Below are 15,438 nucleotides of genomic sequence, written 5' to 3' on the forward strand. Positions count from 1 at the left end.
CGTCGATGATCGCGCCGCCGGGGACGCGCTGCGACCGGGCCCCGCGGAGCTACCTTCCCGGGCGACCCTCCCGTCGCACGTACGGGGATTTAGGTTAGGCTCACCTAACGAATTGTGGAGAAGGGGTGGGAGTCGCGTGACCGTCGGCGGCGCAGCGCGCTTCGAAGTCTTCCGGGACCCGTACGGGATACCGCACCTGCGGGCGGGCGACGCCTCGGCGCTCGCCTACGCCCAGGGGCAGGTGACCGCCGTCGACCGCGCCTGGCAGCTCGAGGTCGAGCGGCACCGGCTGCTCGGCACCTCGGCCGGCCTGCTGGGGGCCGGCGCGCTCGGCTGGGACGGGTTCGCCCGCCGGGCGCGGCTCGCCGACACCGCGCGGCGCTGCTACGACGCCCTGGACGAGAAGACCCGGGCGTGGGTGGCCGCCTACGTGGACGGGGTCAATGCCGGCCTCGGCCACCGGGGCGCCCGCGCACCGGAGTTCGCGCGCGCCGGGGTCGCGCCGGGGCGGTGGGAGCCGTGGACGCCGCTCGGGGTGTGGCTGTCGACGCACGTGCTGTTCGCGGGGTTCCCGGCGAAGCTGTGGCGGGACGAGGTCGCGCGGCGGCTCGGGGCGGACGCCGTCGGCCTCTTCGCCACCGACGGGCCCGGGACCACGGGGAGCAACGGCTGGCTCGTCGACGGGGCACGGAGCACGGGGGGCGGCGCGCTCATCGCCGGGGACCCGCACCGGTTCATCGAGGACCCGGGCGTGTACCAGCAAGTGCGGCTCGCCTGCCCGGAGTTCGACGTCGTGGGGCTCGCCGTGCCGGGGGTGCCGGGCATCGGGCACTTCGGGCATACCGGTTCGGTCGCCTGGGCCATCACCAACGCCATGGCCGACTACCAGGACCTGTACCGGGAGCGGCTGCGGCGCGTGGCGGGCGGCGGCGTGGAGGCCCTCGGCCCCGACGGATGGCGGGCGGCCCACGCGCACGTGGAGCGGCTCACCGACGGGGAGCCCGTCGAGGTGATCGAGACCGCGCGCGGCGTCGTCGTCATCGGCGGCCCCGACGAGGGCGAGGGCGTCAGCCTGCGCCAGCCCGCCCGCGTCCACGCCGACCTGGGCTTCGCCGCACTCCCCGAACTGCTGCGGGCCCGCACCGTCGCCGACGTCGACCGGGCCTTCGACCGCTGGGCCGAGCCGGTCAACGTCGTCCTGGCCGCCGACACCGAGGGCGGGCTGCTGCACCGGGTCGCGGGGACCGTGCCCGTGCGCGACCAGGAGAACATGCTGCGCGTGGTGCCCGCCTGGGAGGAACGGCACGCGTGGCGGGGCACGTACGGGCCCCTGCCGCGCGCCGAGGTCGACGGGGTCGCCGTCATGGCCAACGAGTGCTCCCTCGCCGCGCCGCTGGGCGTCGAGTTCGCGCCGCCGCACCGGGCACACCGTGTGCGCGCGTTGCTCGCGGAGCGGGAGACCTGGGGCGCCGAGGACATGGGCGCCGTGCACACCGACACGGAACTCGCCTCCTGCAAGCCCCTGTTGGAGCTCGTGGAAGAGCTCGACGGGCTGTCGCCCGCGGCGGCCGGGCTGCGGGAGCGACTGCTGAACTGGGACCGGCGGATGGCGGCGGGCAGCGTACGGGCGGCGGCGTACGCGCGCGTGCGCTCCGGTGTCGTACGGCGGCTGGCCCGGCACGAGCTGTTCGCGCCGCTGGCGGACCTGGCGCCGGCCTATCCGGAGGTGTTCCGGCCGTGGCTCGCGCTCGTACCCCGGATCGCGTTCGCGCTGGAGCACCTGCTGGCCGGTGCGCGGCTGCCGTACGAGGACCGGCTCGCCGCCGTCCGCGCGGCGGTCGAGGAAGCGGCGATCGTCCCCGGCACCACCTGGGGTGAGCTGCACCGGCTCGCGCCCTGGCAGGCGCTGCCGGACCCGGACGCCGCCCGGCCGGCCCTCGACGGCGACCACGACTGCGTACTGTCCACGTCGAGCGTGCCCGGACTGACCGACCTCAGCGTGCGGGGCCCCGCGGCCCGGTACGTGTGGGACCTCGCGCGGCGCGACGACAGCCGCTGGATCGTGCCGTTCGGCGCGTCCGGGAACCCGGACTCCACGCACCACCGGGACCAGTTGCCGATGTGGCTGCGCGGCGAACTCGCCCCGGTGATCACCGACTTCGACCGCCTCACCCAGGAGCCCCCCGTGCCGGACGCGACGAACGACTTCACCACCGCACCCGCTGCCGACGCCGACAACGCCGACAGCGCTGATGCCGTCGCGGGGGTCGCGGGTGTCGAGTACGAGCAGCGCGTCGACGGGTTCGGGACCTTCCGGCTGACGCGTCTGGACCCCACCGGCGCCGACATCGACGTGGTGCACGCGTGGGTGCGTGAGGAACGCGCCCGGTTCTGGGGGATGACGGGCATCGGCCGTGACGACGTACGCGAGATATACGCGCACCTCGACTCCCTCGACACGCATCACGCGTACCTCGTCCGGCTCGACGGCGTCCCCGTCGCGCTCTTCCAGACGTACGAGCCCGAGGCCGACCGGGTCAGCGAGTGCTACCAGGTCCAGGGCGGGGACCTCGGCGTCCACCTCCTGCTGGGCCCTGCCGGGGCGGGGGGCGTCGTGCACGGGTTCACCAGGGCGCTGGTGGCCGTGCTCGTCTCGTACGCCCTCGACGGCCTGGGGCGCAAGCGCCTGGTGGCCGAGCCGGACGCCCGCAACGACAAGGCCATCGCGCTGTTCGCCCGCGCCGGGTTCGAGATGGCGGGCGAGATCGTGCTCCCCGAGATAGATCTGCCCGAGGTGCGGCTGCCGGAGAAGAAGGCACAACTGGCTTTCTACACCCGGTAGTTGCGGGCTCTCGGTGTGCGCACCGGCGGGTTCACGAGCGGGCGATCAGCAGGGCCGACGCCGAGACGCCGACCGTGACGATGATCGCGCGCATCGCGGCCGGGGGGAGCCGCCGGCCGACGCGGGCGCCGATCAGGCCGCCCGCCGTGGAGCCCGCCGCGATCAGCGCCGCCACGGTCCAGTCGACGTCGGCGACGGCGATGAAGACGACCGCGGCGACGCCGTTGACCAGCGAGGCGAGGACGTTCTTGGCGGCGTTCAGGCGCTGGAGGTCGTCGCGGAGCACGGCGCCGAACATGCCCATCAGGAGCACCCCTTGGGCCGCGCCGAAGTAGCCGCCGTAGACACCGGTACCGAGGACGCCGAGCCACATGGGGACGCCGCCGTCGGCGCGCGAACCGGCGTGCCGGCGCGCGCTCGTCCACCGGTTCAGGCGCGGCTGGAGCAGGACCAGGACGCAGGCGGTCAGGATCAGTACGGGCACGATGGCACGGAACGCGGCGTCCGGCAGCCGCAGCAGGAGCACGGCGCCGACGAACCCGCCGAGCAGGGAGGCCGCGCCGAAACGCAGCAACCTGCCGCGCTGGCCCCGCAGTTCGCGCCGGTAGCCGTAGGCCGCGCTGAGCACGCCCGGGACCAGGCCGACGTTGTTGGAGACGTTGGCGAGGACGGGCGGGTAACCGAAGGCGAGCAGCGTCGGGAAGGTGATCAGGGTGCCGGAGCCGACGACGGCGTTGATACCGCCCGCGGCGATTCCGGCGGCGCCGATCGCCACTGCTTCGACTATGTCCACGAGGTCGCTCCGTGCGGGCAGGCTGAGGGGGGCAGGGGAGCGGAACGGGTCGGCACCCGGCGGGAGTTCGCGACCTCCACGACGGGTTGCCGCCCTGGGCGCGTCCCGAGTTGATCGTGCTCCTGCCCGTTATCCAAGTCAATCCTAGGATCCCCTTGCACACACCCAAGCTGTAGCTTGGGCCGGTGACCCTCGACGACCTCCGCGTCTTCGTCGCCGTCTGCCGCGCGGGCAGTCTCAGCGCCGTCGCACGCGACCTGTCCTGTACGCAGTCCGCGGTCAGCCAGCACGTCAAACGGCTGGAGAAGGAAGTCGGCATCGGCCTGCTCGAACGGCACGCCCGCGGCGTCGTGCCCACCCCCGCGGGCCGCATCCTGCGCGCCGCGGCGGCCGAAGGACTCGGCACCCTCGACCACGCGCTGCGCCGCCTCGGCGATCTGGCGCGCGGCGAGAGCGGATCGGTGCGGGTGACGACGGGCGCCACCTCCGTGCGCCACTTCATGGCGGAGGCGATCGTCGCGTTCCGCCGGACACACCCCCAGGTCAGCCTGGAGTTCCAGACCGTCAGCTCCAGCCGCGGCTGCTTCGAGGCGCTGGCCGCGCACGACCTGGACCTGGCGTGGATCACCATGGGGGCGCCCGAGCGCGGCATAGAACTGCGCCCCGTCGTCGAGTTGCCCTGGGTGCTGGCGGTCCGCGACGACGACGACCTGGCGGCGCGGCCCTTGGCGGACCCCGATGATCTTCGGGCCTCCGCCCAGCTGATCCTCCCGCCCGAGCACTCCACGTCCCGGGCCCATCTCGACGAGCGCTTCGCCGAGCTCGGCCTCGCGCAGGGGCCCGCCTCCGGCACCGGCATCGCCGACTGGGACACCGCCGTGCACCTGGCCGAACTGGGCCTCGGCCACGCCGTCGTCCCCGACCTGCCGGGCCTGCGCCGCCCCGGCGGCGACCCCTGGCCCGGCCTGACCCTGCTCCCGGTCCCCTGCCTGCCACCGCTCCAGGTCGGCTGGGCGGTCCGCCGCTGGTCCGCCCTGTCCCCACTGGCCAGAGCCTTCGCGGACACCGTCGGTCATAGCTGCCCGGGGCGGCGGGTCTGAGCGGTGTGCTGGGCGCTGTAGCTGGGCGCGGTGACCGTGGGGAGCTGTAGCTGAGCGCCGCGAGCGCTGAACGCGGAACCCGGAGCCCGGAGCCCTGGGCCCTGGGCCCTGAGCCCTGGGCCCTGAGTTTTGCCCTGTGCCCCTGAACCGATCGGCTGAGTGGCGTCGCGTTCCGGCGCCGTCCGGGCCACCCTGAGGCCATGACGACGACTCCGTACGACCTCACGGCTTTGGCCGACGACCACTTGGCCGCCGCCCACCGCTCCGCGCACGGCCGCAGCGCCGAACTCCTCGTCCGCGAGGACCCCCTGCGCCAGAGCGTCATCGCGCTGACGGAGGGCAGCGCCCTGGAGGAGCACAACGCCCCTCAGGCCGCCACGCTCCTCGTCCTGCGCGGCCGCGTCCGCCTGACCGCGCTCTCCGGCGACACCGACCTGGCCCCGCACGAACTCCGCGCGATCCCCCAGGAACGGCACGGCCTGCTGGCCCTGACCGACGCGGTGGTCCTGTTGACCGCGGTGACGGCCTGACCGGAGAACCGGAGAACGGGTCAGCCGGGCATCGCGGTCTCGGGCGTCCGCGACCGCCGTGCCGGGCGGTTGTCCAGCTCGGTGAGGTGGGTGACCACCGATCCGTAGAAGCGGTCCACGGAATCGTCGACGCTGCGGATGAAACCGGACTCGGCGTTGCCCCGTGCCCCGCCCATCCCCTTGAACAGGGAGAGCCGGAAGCCCGTGATGGTGGCACCGTCCCTCGGCAGCAGGTCCCCGGGCTCGGGACGCAGCCTCTCGAGGGAGCTGCGCGGCCCCCCTCCGCCGTCGGTCAACGTCTCCACGTGCAGATCCGCCGGAGCGTGGGTCAACGCCTTGAGCAGCCGCTTCGCGGAGGTCAGCGGATAGCTCCCTTCGGGAGGCGCCACGTCGATCGAGGTCCGCAGTTTCCCCGTCCGCAGGTCCGCGATGATCGCGAGGATCCCCGGCGAGCCCTCCACCCGCAACGCGGCCGCGAGCCGCCCCTCGGCGCACAGCCGGTCGGCCAGCACCGTCCGCCGGGCCGCGGGGTCGCTGCCGCGTCTGCTGCGCTGCACGGGAAGCGCCTTCTGCCCGAGCTCCCCACCGAGACGCAGACAGACCTGCCGGATCAGCCGCTCCCAGCTCTCCACCACCTCGACCGTACGCGGATCGCCGTGGCAGAGGGTCTCCGAGTCGATCGCGTTGCGTACCGGAACCCAGGTGGGCCCCATGTTCTGGAAGCCGTGGCAACCGGAGTTGTCATGCTGCAGGTAGTGCAGCAACTCCTGGAGCAGCCAGGCGTGCGCGGTGTTGGACACGCCCTCGTGCCGGATCAGCATCTGCGCTTGATGGGCCACTTCGGCCCAGGAGAGGTGCCAGAGAGTCACCTTGTGCTTGCGGCGACCGTCGATCTTGACGTCGACCAGGGGACTGCCTTCCAGGGCCACGTCGTTGGAGAGGGTGATGACGGCCTCGTAACCCCGGCGCGCCGCGATGTCGACGTAGTTCTGGACCTGGTCGGCCTTGAGCGGATTCCCGTTGGTCTTCGTCTCCAGGAGCGCCGTCCACAGCTTGCCCGCCCGCTCGACGCGGATCACGCCGTCCGGCCGCTTGGGGGTGTCGCCGTTGGGCAGAGAGACCTCGGTGAAGGTCTGCATACGGCCGACCGGTGCGCCGAAACCGGCCGTGAGCCGCCGCCCGAACTCGGGAACCTCCGTCATCACCGCGAGCAGCACCGAAGTCGCCCGCATCTCCCGGTCCTTGTCGCTCCGGAACGACGGGACGGGAAAGAGTCTCGCGGGGTTCCACGCGTCATTCTCCGCGAGGGACTTCTTGGCGGCCCGGGGCAGCGTGACCTTCTTCTTCGCCGTGCGGGCAGTGGTCCTGCGGGCAGGCGGGGCCAGGGGGGCCGGCGGGGCGGCCGGGGCGGAGGCCGAGGGCGCGTCGACCGGACCCGGCTGCGCGGGCATCGCCGACATCGGTGACCGGCCTCCCGGGAGCACGGGGTCGACGGCCCCGGGCGAGGCCGGGACGGGGGCCTCGGTCGCCCTCCCCGAGTCGCTGTCGCTGCCGCTACCGCTACCGCTACCGCTACCGCTACCGCTATCGGTGTCGGTGTCGGTGTCGGTGTCGTCCACGATGTGGATCCCGAAGTCAGTGGCGAGTCCCGCGAGCCCGGTCTCGTAGCCCTGTCCGATGGCCCGAAACTTCCACTCGCCACTCCTGCGGTACAACTCGCCGAACACGAAAGCCGTTTCGATGCTCGCGTCGCCGATGGAGAAGCCGAGGAGTGTCTCGCCCGACCGGTCGGAGAGGGTCAGCCGAAGGCCGTCGAGGTCGCCGAAGACCCCGGATCCGTACTGACTCGCCGCGACGACCACGCGGCGGACGTCCTCGGGCATGGCCGCCAAGTCGAGTCCGATGCGGTCCTCGCTGCCGTCGCCCGTGGGCGATTTCCCCAAGAGGTGCACAGTCCCGTCGGCCGCGGACGGGTGATTGTAGAAGTAGAAGTCGTCGTCGCCGCGCACCTTGTCGCCAGGGCCGAGCAGGAGGACGGACACATCCGCGTCACCATCCCCCGCGGTGCTGCTCCAGTTCAGGCTCACGGTGACCGAACCGGTGTCCTCCCCCAAGGACGCCAGGCCGATATTGGCCCCTTTGGACATCTCGTACACGTAGCCCCCTCGCGCACCACCGCGTCATTGACACGGTGCATATGACGCAAGGTAGCGCCCGAAGAGGGCATTTGAGGAGGTGTCGTGTAGGTCGGGATGAGGTATTGACCGAGGGGTGATCGCTGCCAACCTCGTCGAAGGGCCGAGTGGGTACCGACGACAGGCGAGGGGCGCAGATGAGGCCGTACGGCGCGTCGTACGAGGAAGTCTTCCGCGCGAGTACCGAGGACCCCGAGGGGTTCTGGCTCGGTGCTGCCGCGGGGATCGACTGGGACGTGGTTCCGGCGCGGGCGCTCGACGCGTCGCGGGCGCCGTTCTACCGGTGGTTCCCGGACGGTGAGCTGAACGTGTGCCACAACGCGCTCGACCGGCACGTCGCGGCGGGCCGCGGGGCGCAACCCGCGCTGGTGTACGACTCGCCGGTGACGGGGACGCGGCGCACGTACACGTACGCGGAGCTGACCGAGCAGGTCGCCGCCTTCGCCGGGGTGCTGGCCGGGCTCGGGGTGGGGCGCGGGGACCGGGTCGTCGTCTATCTGCCGATGGTGCCGGAGGCCGTCGTCGCGATGCTGGCCTGCGCGCGGATCGGCGCGGTCCACTCCGTGGTGTTCGGCGGGTTCGCGGCGCACGAGCTGGCCGTGCGGATCGACGACGCCGCGCCGAAGGTCGTCGTCTCGGCGTCCTGCGGGATCGAGGGCGCCCGGGTCGTCCCGTACAAGCCGCTCCTCGACCGGGCCGTCGAACTGGCCGCCCACAAACCCGAGACCTGCGTGGTGCTTCAACGGCCGCAGTGCGTTGCCGAGTTGGGTGAGCGAGACCTGGACTGGGCGGCGGCCATGCGCGCGGCGAGCCCGGCGGCGCCCGTCCCGATGGCCGCCACCGACCCCCTGTACATCCTCTACACGTCCGGAACGACCGGCAGGCCCAAGGGAGTTGTGCGCGACTGCGGCGGTTATGCCGTCGCTCTGCGCTGGACCATGGCGGCCGTGTACGACGTCGGACCCGGCGAGGTGATGTTCACCGCGTCCGACGTGGGCTGGGTCGTCGGCCACTCCTACATCGTGTACGGGCCGCTGCTCGCCGGCGCGACGACCGTCCTGTACGAGGGGAAGCCGGTGGGGACGCCGGACGCGGGCCAGTTCTGGCGGGTGGCCGCCGAGTACGGGGTGAAGACGCTGTTCACGGCGCCGACGGCGTTCCGCGCCATCAAGAAGGTCGATCCGGCGGGGGAGCTGGCGCGCGGCCACGACCTGAGCCGCCTGGAGTACCTCTTCCTCGCCGGGGAGCGCCTCGACCCGGAGACGTACCACTGGGCGAGCGACCTGCTGCGCATCCCCGTCGTCGACCACTGGTGGCAGACCGAGACCGGCTGGCCGATCGTCGCCAACCCGGTGGGCATCGAGACGGCCCCCGCCAAGCCCGGCTCCCCCACCTGGCCGCTGCCCGGCTGGGACGTACGCGTCCTCGACGCGGGCGGGAACCCGGCGCCCGCAGGGGAGGACGGCGCGATCGTGGTGAAGCTGCCGATGCCGCCCGGGGCGCTGCTCACTCTCTGGAACGACGACGAGCGGTTCGTCGCCTCGTACCTCTCCGCGTACGACGGGTTCTATCTGACCGGCGACGGCGGGCACATCGACGAGGACGGCTACGTCTTCGTCATGGGCCGCACCGACGACGTCATCAACGTCGCGGGGCACCGCCTGTCCACCGGCTCCATGGAAGAGGTCCTCGCCGCCCACCCCGCTGTCGCCGAGTGCGCGGTCATCGGCGTAGCGGATCCGATCAAGGGCCAAGTGCCGCGCGGGCTAGTTGTGTTGAAGACCGGCGTCGCAGCGGACCCGGCTGTCGTCGAGGCCGAACTCGTCCAGCTCGTACGGGACCGGATCGGCGCCGTCGCCTCGCTCAAGGACGTCGCCGTGGTCACCGCGCTGCCGAAGACGCGGTCGGGGAAGATCCTGCGCAGGACCATGCGCGGCATCGCCGACGGGCTCGACGAACCGGTGCCGTCGACCGTCGACGACCCGGGTGTACTGGACGCGCTGCGCCCGGTACTCACGCGCCGGGCCTGACGGGGCGAGCAACGCGGGGTGCGCGGCGGGCGGCGAGCGGCGGGTGGTGTTCTGGCGTCAGTGGGGCGGGCCCGACGTGTGGTGGGGCCCGGGGCGGTGTCCCGTGCGGGCGCGCCGGAGCGCCGCCTCCGGGTCCAGCGCCGCGCCCTCTCCGAAGTACTCGGCGAACCGGTCCGCCCCGAGCGCGGCGGAGACCCGTACGGCGACCCGGTCGACATCCCCCCGCTCGGCCGCGGGCAGCGGCACGCCCACCCCCCGCCGGGCCGCGTCCGCCGCCCCGAGCAACAGCGCCGCGTCCCCGGCCGCCCCCGCCAAGGACACCGCCCCCGCCAGCCCCTCCAGCGTGAGGGCGAACGCGCGCGGCTCACCCAGGACCCGCGCGGCATCGAGGCCCCGCAGATGATGGGCGCGGGCCGTCGCCGCGTCGCCGCGCATCTCCGCGAGGAACCCGAACTCGGCGGCCAGCAAATGATCACCCGCGGGCGAGGACAGGTCGCCGTACCGGTCGCGGAGCAGGACGAGGAGACGTTCGGCCTCGTCGAGATCGCCGGAGCGTCTGGCGCCGAGCGCCAGTCCCATCCGGGCGTGGATCTCGCCGTACTTGTACCCCTGTTCGACGGCCCGCCGCAGCGCCTGTCCGTGCAGGTCGCGGGCGCGTTCCCAGTCGTGGTTCAGGAGTGCCAGCCTGCCGAGCCCAGAGAGCCGCGCGGACACCTCGGCGGCGAGCCCCAGCTCCCGCGCGATCCGCAGCCCCTCGCGGCCGAGCCGTTCGGCCTCCGCGTACGCGCCCCTGATCTCGGCGAGCGCGGCCAGCGGCTGGATCGTCTGCAACTCCCCCCAGCTGTCCTGGAGCCGCCGGAAGATCGCGGCGGAACGCAGCCCGTCGCGCCGCACGCTGTCCAGGTCGCCCCGGATGAGGGCGTGCAGGGCCCGCAGGGCGAGCGCGGCGGCGGTGGACCACGGGTCGTCGGGGTGCGGGGGATGCGCGTCGAGGTGGCGCCCGCAGGCGTCGGGGTCCCCGCCGTTGAAGAGGGCGTAGGCGTAGAGCCAGTGGGTGTGGGGTGGGGGTACGGGGCTTGTGGTGGCCGGGGCCTCTGCGACGACCGTGGCCTTCGTGGCGACCGTCGCCTCTGTGGCGTCTGTGGCGTCTGTGGCATCGGTCGTGTCCGTGGCGTCTGTCGTGTCCGTGGTCTCTGAGGTATCTGTGGTGGCCCGGTCCGTGGGGTTCGCGGCGCCGGTCAGGAGCTCGAACGCGGCGTGCAGGAGCAGCAGTTCACCGGTTGGAGTTCTCTGCTGGCTGACCACTGCGGACAACGCCCGGTACGCCTCCGTGAGCCGTCCGCGCAGCAACCACCACCAGGCCAGCGCGGAGCCGAGCCGCGCCGCCGCGGCCGGATCGTGCCGGGTGGCCGTGGCGAGCGTGGCGCGCAGATTGCCGGTCTCGGCGTCGAGCCGCGGCAGCAGGTCGCGCTGCCCGCCGTCGCGCAGGCGGGGCGCGGCGCGCTCGGCGAGCCCGAGGTAGTACCGCAGATGCCGGTCGCGTACGGCGTCGGTGTCGCCCATCTCATCGAGGCGTTCCAGGGCGTACGCGGAAACGGACTCCAGCAGCCGGTAGCGCGGCCCGGCCGGGGTGGGCACCGGGACGACGAGGGACCGGTCCACGAGCCGCGACACGAGGTCGAGGACGTCCGCGCGCTCCACGCCGTCCCCCGCGCACACCTCCTCCGCCGCCCGCAGCGTGCAACCGTCGCGGTGCACGGCGAGCCGCCGCAGCACGATCCGTTCGGGCGCGGGGAGCAGCTCCCAGCTCCAGTCGATCATCGCGCGCAACGTCCGCTGCCGCGCCGGCGCCCCACGCTGCCCGGCCCGCGCGCCGACGCCGAGCACGCGGAACCGGTCGTCGATCCGGGCCGCCAACTCCCTTACGCCGAGGGCCCGTACGCGGGTTGCGGCGAGTTCCAGTGCCAGGGGGATGCCGTCGAGGCGGCGGCAGATCTCGGCGACCGCATCGGCCACGGAGTCGGCCACGGAGTCGGCGACGGGGTCGGTGACCGAGTCGGCCACGGGGTCAGCCACGGGGTCGGCGACCGAGTCGGCGCCGGGAATCGGTTCGGAGCCGGGTTCGGAGTGGGGCTCGGGGTGGAGTTCTGAGCCTGGCTCGGAGTCGGGGTCGAAGCCGTGCCCGAAGCCGGGATCGAAGCCGGGATCGAGACCGGGATCGCAACGGGGATCGCAACCGGGATCGAAACCGGGTGAGGAGGCGCGGGCGCGGGCCGTGAACAGGGCGATGGCGTCGGCCGGTGCCAAGGGCTCGACGGCCTGGACGGTCTCACCGGCGGCAGCGAGGCCGAGCGGCTCCTGGCTGGTGGCGAGGATGCGCAGGCGGGGCGCGGTGCGCAGCAGCGCGTGCGTCAGTTCGGCGGCCGAGTCGACGACATGCTCGCAGTTGTCGAGGACGAGCAGGGTGCGCCGTTCACGCAGCGCTTCGGCGAGCCGCCGGGTGGGGCTGCCGCCCCGGGCCGGTTCGTCGCGGAGCCCGAGGGTGGCGGCGACGGCCCCCGCGAGATCGTCGGCGTCGCCCGTGACCCCGGCGAATTCCACGAGCCACACCTCTTCGGCCACGTCGGGGCCGACCTGCCGCGCCGCCTCCACCGCCACCCGCGTCTTGCCCACGCCCCCCGGCCCGGTGAGCGTGACCAGCCGCCGACCGCCGAGCAGCAACCGCCCCAGGGAACGGAGCGCGGCGGCACGACCGATGAGAGGAGTGGTGGGGGCGGGCACGTTTGATGGGGCTTGCGGGGCGGTGGTGGCCTTCGGGGTGACCACCCCCGAGCCGCCAACCCCCGGATCGATGGCGTCCAGGGTGGCCGCGTACGGGGTGGCGGCGTACGACGCACCGCCGTACGACATGGCGCCGTACGACACGGACGCGTGCGGAACGGTGGCGCGGGCCTCCCCTGTGGACGACCCGCCGTGCCCGGGCTCCGCGATGCCCCGGTCGTCCTGACGGAGGATCGCGGCGTGCAGCGCGCCGAGTTCCGGGGACGGGTCCACACCCAGCTCGTCCGCGAGGACCTTGCGCAGCCGCTCGTACGAGGTGAGGGCCTCACTCTGGCGCCCGGCGCGGTACAGGGCGCGCATCTGCAACCCGCGCAGCCGCTCGCGCAGGGGGTGGGCCTCGACCAGCGGCCCCAGCTCACCGGCGACCACGTCCCCCTCGCCCAGCGACAGCCGCGCCTCGGCCAGTTCCTCCAGTGCGACGAGCCGCAACTCCTCCAGCAGGCCGCCCGGCCCGCGCGCGAACTCCGCGTCGGCGAAATCGGCGTACGCGGGCCCCCGCCACAACTCCAGCCCCCGCCGAAGCAGTTGTACGCGCTCACCCGCATCCGGCACGGACCGAGCCCGCTCCACCAACCCCCGGAACGCCACCGCGTCGACCCCGACCCTGACCCTGTCAGCGAGCCCGAGCCCGAGCCCGAGCCCGAGCCCGAGCCCGGCCCCGGCCTCCGCCCCGACTTCGTCCAGCACCAGCCGGTACCCGGAGCCTTGCCGCAGAACGAGTTCGCGGCCGATGGCCCGACGCAGCTGGGAGACCTTGGCCTGGAGGGAGTTGGCCGGGTTCGAGGGCGGCCGCGCGCCCCACAACTCCTCGACGAGCCGGTCCACGGAGACGGCCCGGCCCTCATGGGCGAGCAGCACGGCAAGCAGGGCGCGGACCTTCGCCTCGGGTACGCCGAGCACACCGCCGTCGCGCCCGCGCACGACGAGAGTCCCCAACACCCCGAACCACATGCGGGAACGGTACCGGTCGGCTCCCCGAAAGGGACGGCCCCGCGGACAGCGGCCCCGGGCCGGTGCGAGCGAACCCAGAGCCCATGACAGCAGGCCCCCGAGCCCATGACAGTAGCCCCCCCGGGCCGACGAGAGCGCCCCGTCAGCCGACCGTAAGCGAACCCTCAGCCGACCCGAACCGCCGCACTCCAAAGTCCCCCCATGACCAAATACACCGGCCGCACCGCGGTGATCACCGGCGGAGCCCACGGCACAGGGCTGGCCATCGCCAAGCGTCTGGTCGAGGGCGGCGCCCGTGTCCTGGTGGCGGCCCGCGACCCGGCCGCCCTAGCGGGCGCCGGCGTCGAACTGGGCAGCGGCGCCCACCTGTTGGCGGGCGCCACGCCGTCCCCGGACGCGGTGGAGTCCCGGCTCGGGCACATCGACTACCTCTTCGTCCACGCGGGCAGCCCCGGCACCTCCCCGCGCACCACCGCCGCCGAGGTCCGCGCCACCCTCGACGCCCTGCTCCCGCTGCTCACCCCGGAGGGTTCCGTCGTACTGAGCGGCTGCCCGGCCACGCAACCCGCCCTGCGCGCCTGCGCCCGGGAGGCCGCGACGAGAGGGGCCCGCGTGAACACGGTCGCCGGGGGCCACGACGACGACCTGATGCAACGCCGCGGCTCCGCGGACGAGGCGGCCCGCGCGGCTCTGTTCCTCGCCGCGGACGCCCCGTTCACCTCCGGCACCGAACTCCCCGTGGACGTCACGCCAGAAACAGACGGAGGCCACCCCCATGCCTGACAAGCCAAATCTGAAGACAAAGACAAAGACAAAGCTGAGGCCGGAAACGGCAACGAAGCCGAAGCCGAAGCCGCAGCCGGAAACGGCAACGGCAACAAAGCCGACCAACCTCCCCCTCCCCGCCCTCCTCGCCCTGGCCACCGCCGTCTTCATCACGAGCCTCACCGAAACCCTCCCGGCGGGTCTGCTCCCGGCCATGAGCGGAGCGCTCGGCGTGAGCGAGTCGGCGACGGGCCAGACGGTCACGGTCTACGCGGTCGGCACCTTCCTCACCGCGATCCCGCTGGCCTCGGCCACGGCGGGCTGGCGCCGAGGCCGGCTCCTGCTCACCGCGATGGCCGGTTTCGCCGTCGCCAACACGGTGACCGCGCTCTCCTCCTCGTACGCCCTGACGATGACGGCCCGTTTCGCCGCCGGGGTCGCGGCGGGCCTGGCCTGGGCGCTGCTGGCCTGTTACGCGCGCCGCCTCGCCCCTTCCCACCTGGAGGGCAAGGCCATCGCGATCGCCATGGCGGGCATCCCGGTGGCCCTGTCGCTCGGCGTGCCGGCGGGTACGTTCCTCGGTTCGGCGCTCGGCTGGCGCACGGCGTTCCTTGCGATGACGGCGCTCACCGTGATTCTCCTGCTGTGGATCCGCCTGACGGTCCCCGACCACCCGGGCCAGGAACGCGCCGCCCGCACCCCGATGCGCCACGCCCTGCGCGTCCCGGGCGTCACGGCCGTCCTGACCGTGACGCTGGTCTTCGTCCTGGCGCACACGATCCTCTACGCGTACATCGCCACGTTCCTCGACGACCTGGGCCTTGGCGGCTCGACGGACGTGATCCTGCTGGTGTTCGGCGCGGCCTCGCTGCTGAGCATCTGGATCGTCGGGGCGCGGATCCACCGCAGGCTCCGCGCCCTCACTGTCACGGGCACGCTCCTGGTCGCCGCGGCCGCCGCACTCCTCGCCCTGTTCGCCGGGAGCACGCCGCTCGTGTACGTCGCGGCGGTCCTGTGGGGCCTCGGCTGGGGCGGTATCCCGACGCTGTTGCAGACGGCCGCGGGCCGGGCGGGCGGCGACCAGGCCGACGCCGCTCAGGCGATGCTCGTGACCTTGTGGAACGTGGCGATGGCGGGCGGCGGCGTGGCGGGCGGCGTCCTGCTCGACGTGGCGGGCACGGCGTCGTTCCCGTGGGCGGTACTGCTGCTGCTGGCCCCCGCACTGACCGTGGTCCTGGCCTCCCGAGCGCACGGCTTTCCCTCCACGACAAGAACCACGCCGGCAACAGAAGCAGCAACAGCAGCCGACACCCCCGTAACCCCCACAACCACCACAGCACCCCCCACCACGACAGAAGGAGTACGAGGATGACGCCGCCGCCGCCCGCGAC

At 73.4% G+C, this 15,438-nt stretch carries 9 protein-coding genes; 6 read left to right on the top strand and 3 right to left on the bottom strand.

Annotated features, from left to right (window positions below; all coding sequences use genetic code 11):
• Window positions 1-136: 136 nt before the first annotated feature.
• On the top strand, window positions 137-2,842 hold the full coding sequence (locus ACZ45E_RS10780) for a GNAT family N-acetyltransferase (RefSeq protein ID WP_468219041.1): 2,706 nt from the start codon (window positions 137-139) through the stop codon (window positions 2,840-2,842).
• Between the two features lie 31 nt (window positions 2,843-2,873).
• On the opposite strand, the gene ACZ45E_RS10785 is transcribed toward ACZ45E_RS10780, so the two are convergent.
• Window positions 2,874-3,635, bottom strand: a complete 762-nt coding sequence (locus ACZ45E_RS10785; RefSeq protein WP_468219043.1) for a sulfite exporter TauE/SafE family protein — start codon at window positions 3,633-3,635, stop codon at window positions 2,874-2,876.
• A gap of 185 nt (window positions 3,636-3,820) precedes the next feature.
• On the opposite strand from ACZ45E_RS10785, the gene ACZ45E_RS10790 reads away from it, so the two are divergent.
• Window positions 3,821-4,735 carry a LysR family transcriptional regulator gene (locus ACZ45E_RS10790; protein WP_468219044.1) on the top strand — a complete coding sequence of 305 codons (915 nt, stop codon included), beginning with the start codon at window positions 3,821-3,823 and terminating at the stop codon, window positions 4,733-4,735.
• A 200-nt stretch (window positions 4,736-4,935) separates the two neighbouring features.
• Window positions 4,936-5,265 (top strand): cupin domain-containing protein, encoded by a 330-nt coding sequence (locus tag ACZ45E_RS10795; protein ID WP_468219047.1) that lies wholly within the window; start codon window positions 4,936-4,938, stop codon window positions 5,263-5,265.
• Window positions 5,266-5,285: 20 nt separating this feature from the next.
• Here ACZ45E_RS10795 and ACZ45E_RS10800 read toward each other — a convergent pair whose 3' ends face one another.
• Window positions 5,286-7,412 (bottom strand): TerD family protein, encoded by a 2,127-nt coding sequence (locus tag ACZ45E_RS10800; protein ID WP_468219227.1) that lies wholly within the window; start codon window positions 7,410-7,412, stop codon window positions 5,286-5,288.
• A gap of 185 nt (window positions 7,413-7,597) precedes the next feature.
• On the opposite strand from ACZ45E_RS10800, the gene ACZ45E_RS10805 reads away from it, so the two are divergent.
• Window positions 7,598-9,490, top strand: coding sequence for a propionyl-CoA synthetase (locus ACZ45E_RS10805; RefSeq protein WP_468219049.1), 1,893 nt, complete (start codon window positions 7,598-7,600; stop codon window positions 9,488-9,490).
• Window positions 9,491-9,547: 57 nt separating this feature from the next.
• Here ACZ45E_RS10805 and ACZ45E_RS10810 read toward each other — a convergent pair whose 3' ends face one another.
• Complete coding sequence (locus ACZ45E_RS10810) at window positions 9,548-13,282, bottom strand: BTAD domain-containing putative transcriptional regulator (RefSeq protein ID WP_468219051.1); 3,735 nt, start codon at window positions 13,280-13,282, stop codon at window positions 9,548-9,550.
• Between the two features lie 201 nt (window positions 13,283-13,483).
• Here ACZ45E_RS10810 and ACZ45E_RS10815 point away from each other — a divergent pair, with 201 nt between their 5' ends.
• Entirely contained in the window at window positions 13,484-14,065 is a 582-nt protein-coding gene (locus ACZ45E_RS10815) for an SDR family NAD(P)-dependent oxidoreductase (RefSeq protein WP_468219053.1), read from the top strand.
• Window positions 14,058-15,419, top strand: coding sequence for an MFS transporter (locus ACZ45E_RS10820; protein WP_468219055.1), 1,362 nt, complete (start codon window positions 14,058-14,060; stop codon window positions 15,417-15,419). Before ACZ45E_RS10815 ends, ACZ45E_RS10820 begins: the two co-directional genes overlap by 8 nt.
• The last annotated feature ends 19 nt before the right edge of the window (window positions 15,420-15,438 follow it).

Source organism: Streptomyces sp. NPDC030991 (genome assembly GCF_055571235.1).

Coding starts and splice junctions, on each gene's coding strand:
- ACZ45E_RS10795 (WP_468219047.1), top strand. CDS start 4,936: ATGACGACGACTCCGTACGACCTCACGGCTTTGGCCGACGACCACTTG.
- ACZ45E_RS10800 (WP_468219227.1), bottom strand. CDS start 7,412: ATGTCCAAAGGGGCCAATATCGGCCTGGCGTCCTTGGGGGAGGACACC.
- ACZ45E_RS10805 (WP_468219049.1), top strand. CDS start 7,598: ATGAGGCCGTACGGCGCGTCGTACGAGGAAGTCTTCCGCGCGAGTACC.
- ACZ45E_RS10810 (WP_468219051.1), bottom strand. CDS start 13,282: ATGTGGTTCGGGGTGTTGGGGACTCTCGTCGTGCGCGGGCGCGACGGC.
- ACZ45E_RS10815 (WP_468219053.1), top strand. CDS start 13,484: ATGACCAAATACACCGGCCGCACCGCGGTGATCACCGGCGGAGCCCAC.
- ACZ45E_RS10820 (WP_468219055.1), top strand. CDS start 14,058: ATGCCTGACAAGCCAAATCTGAAGACAAAGACAAAGACAAAGCTGAGG.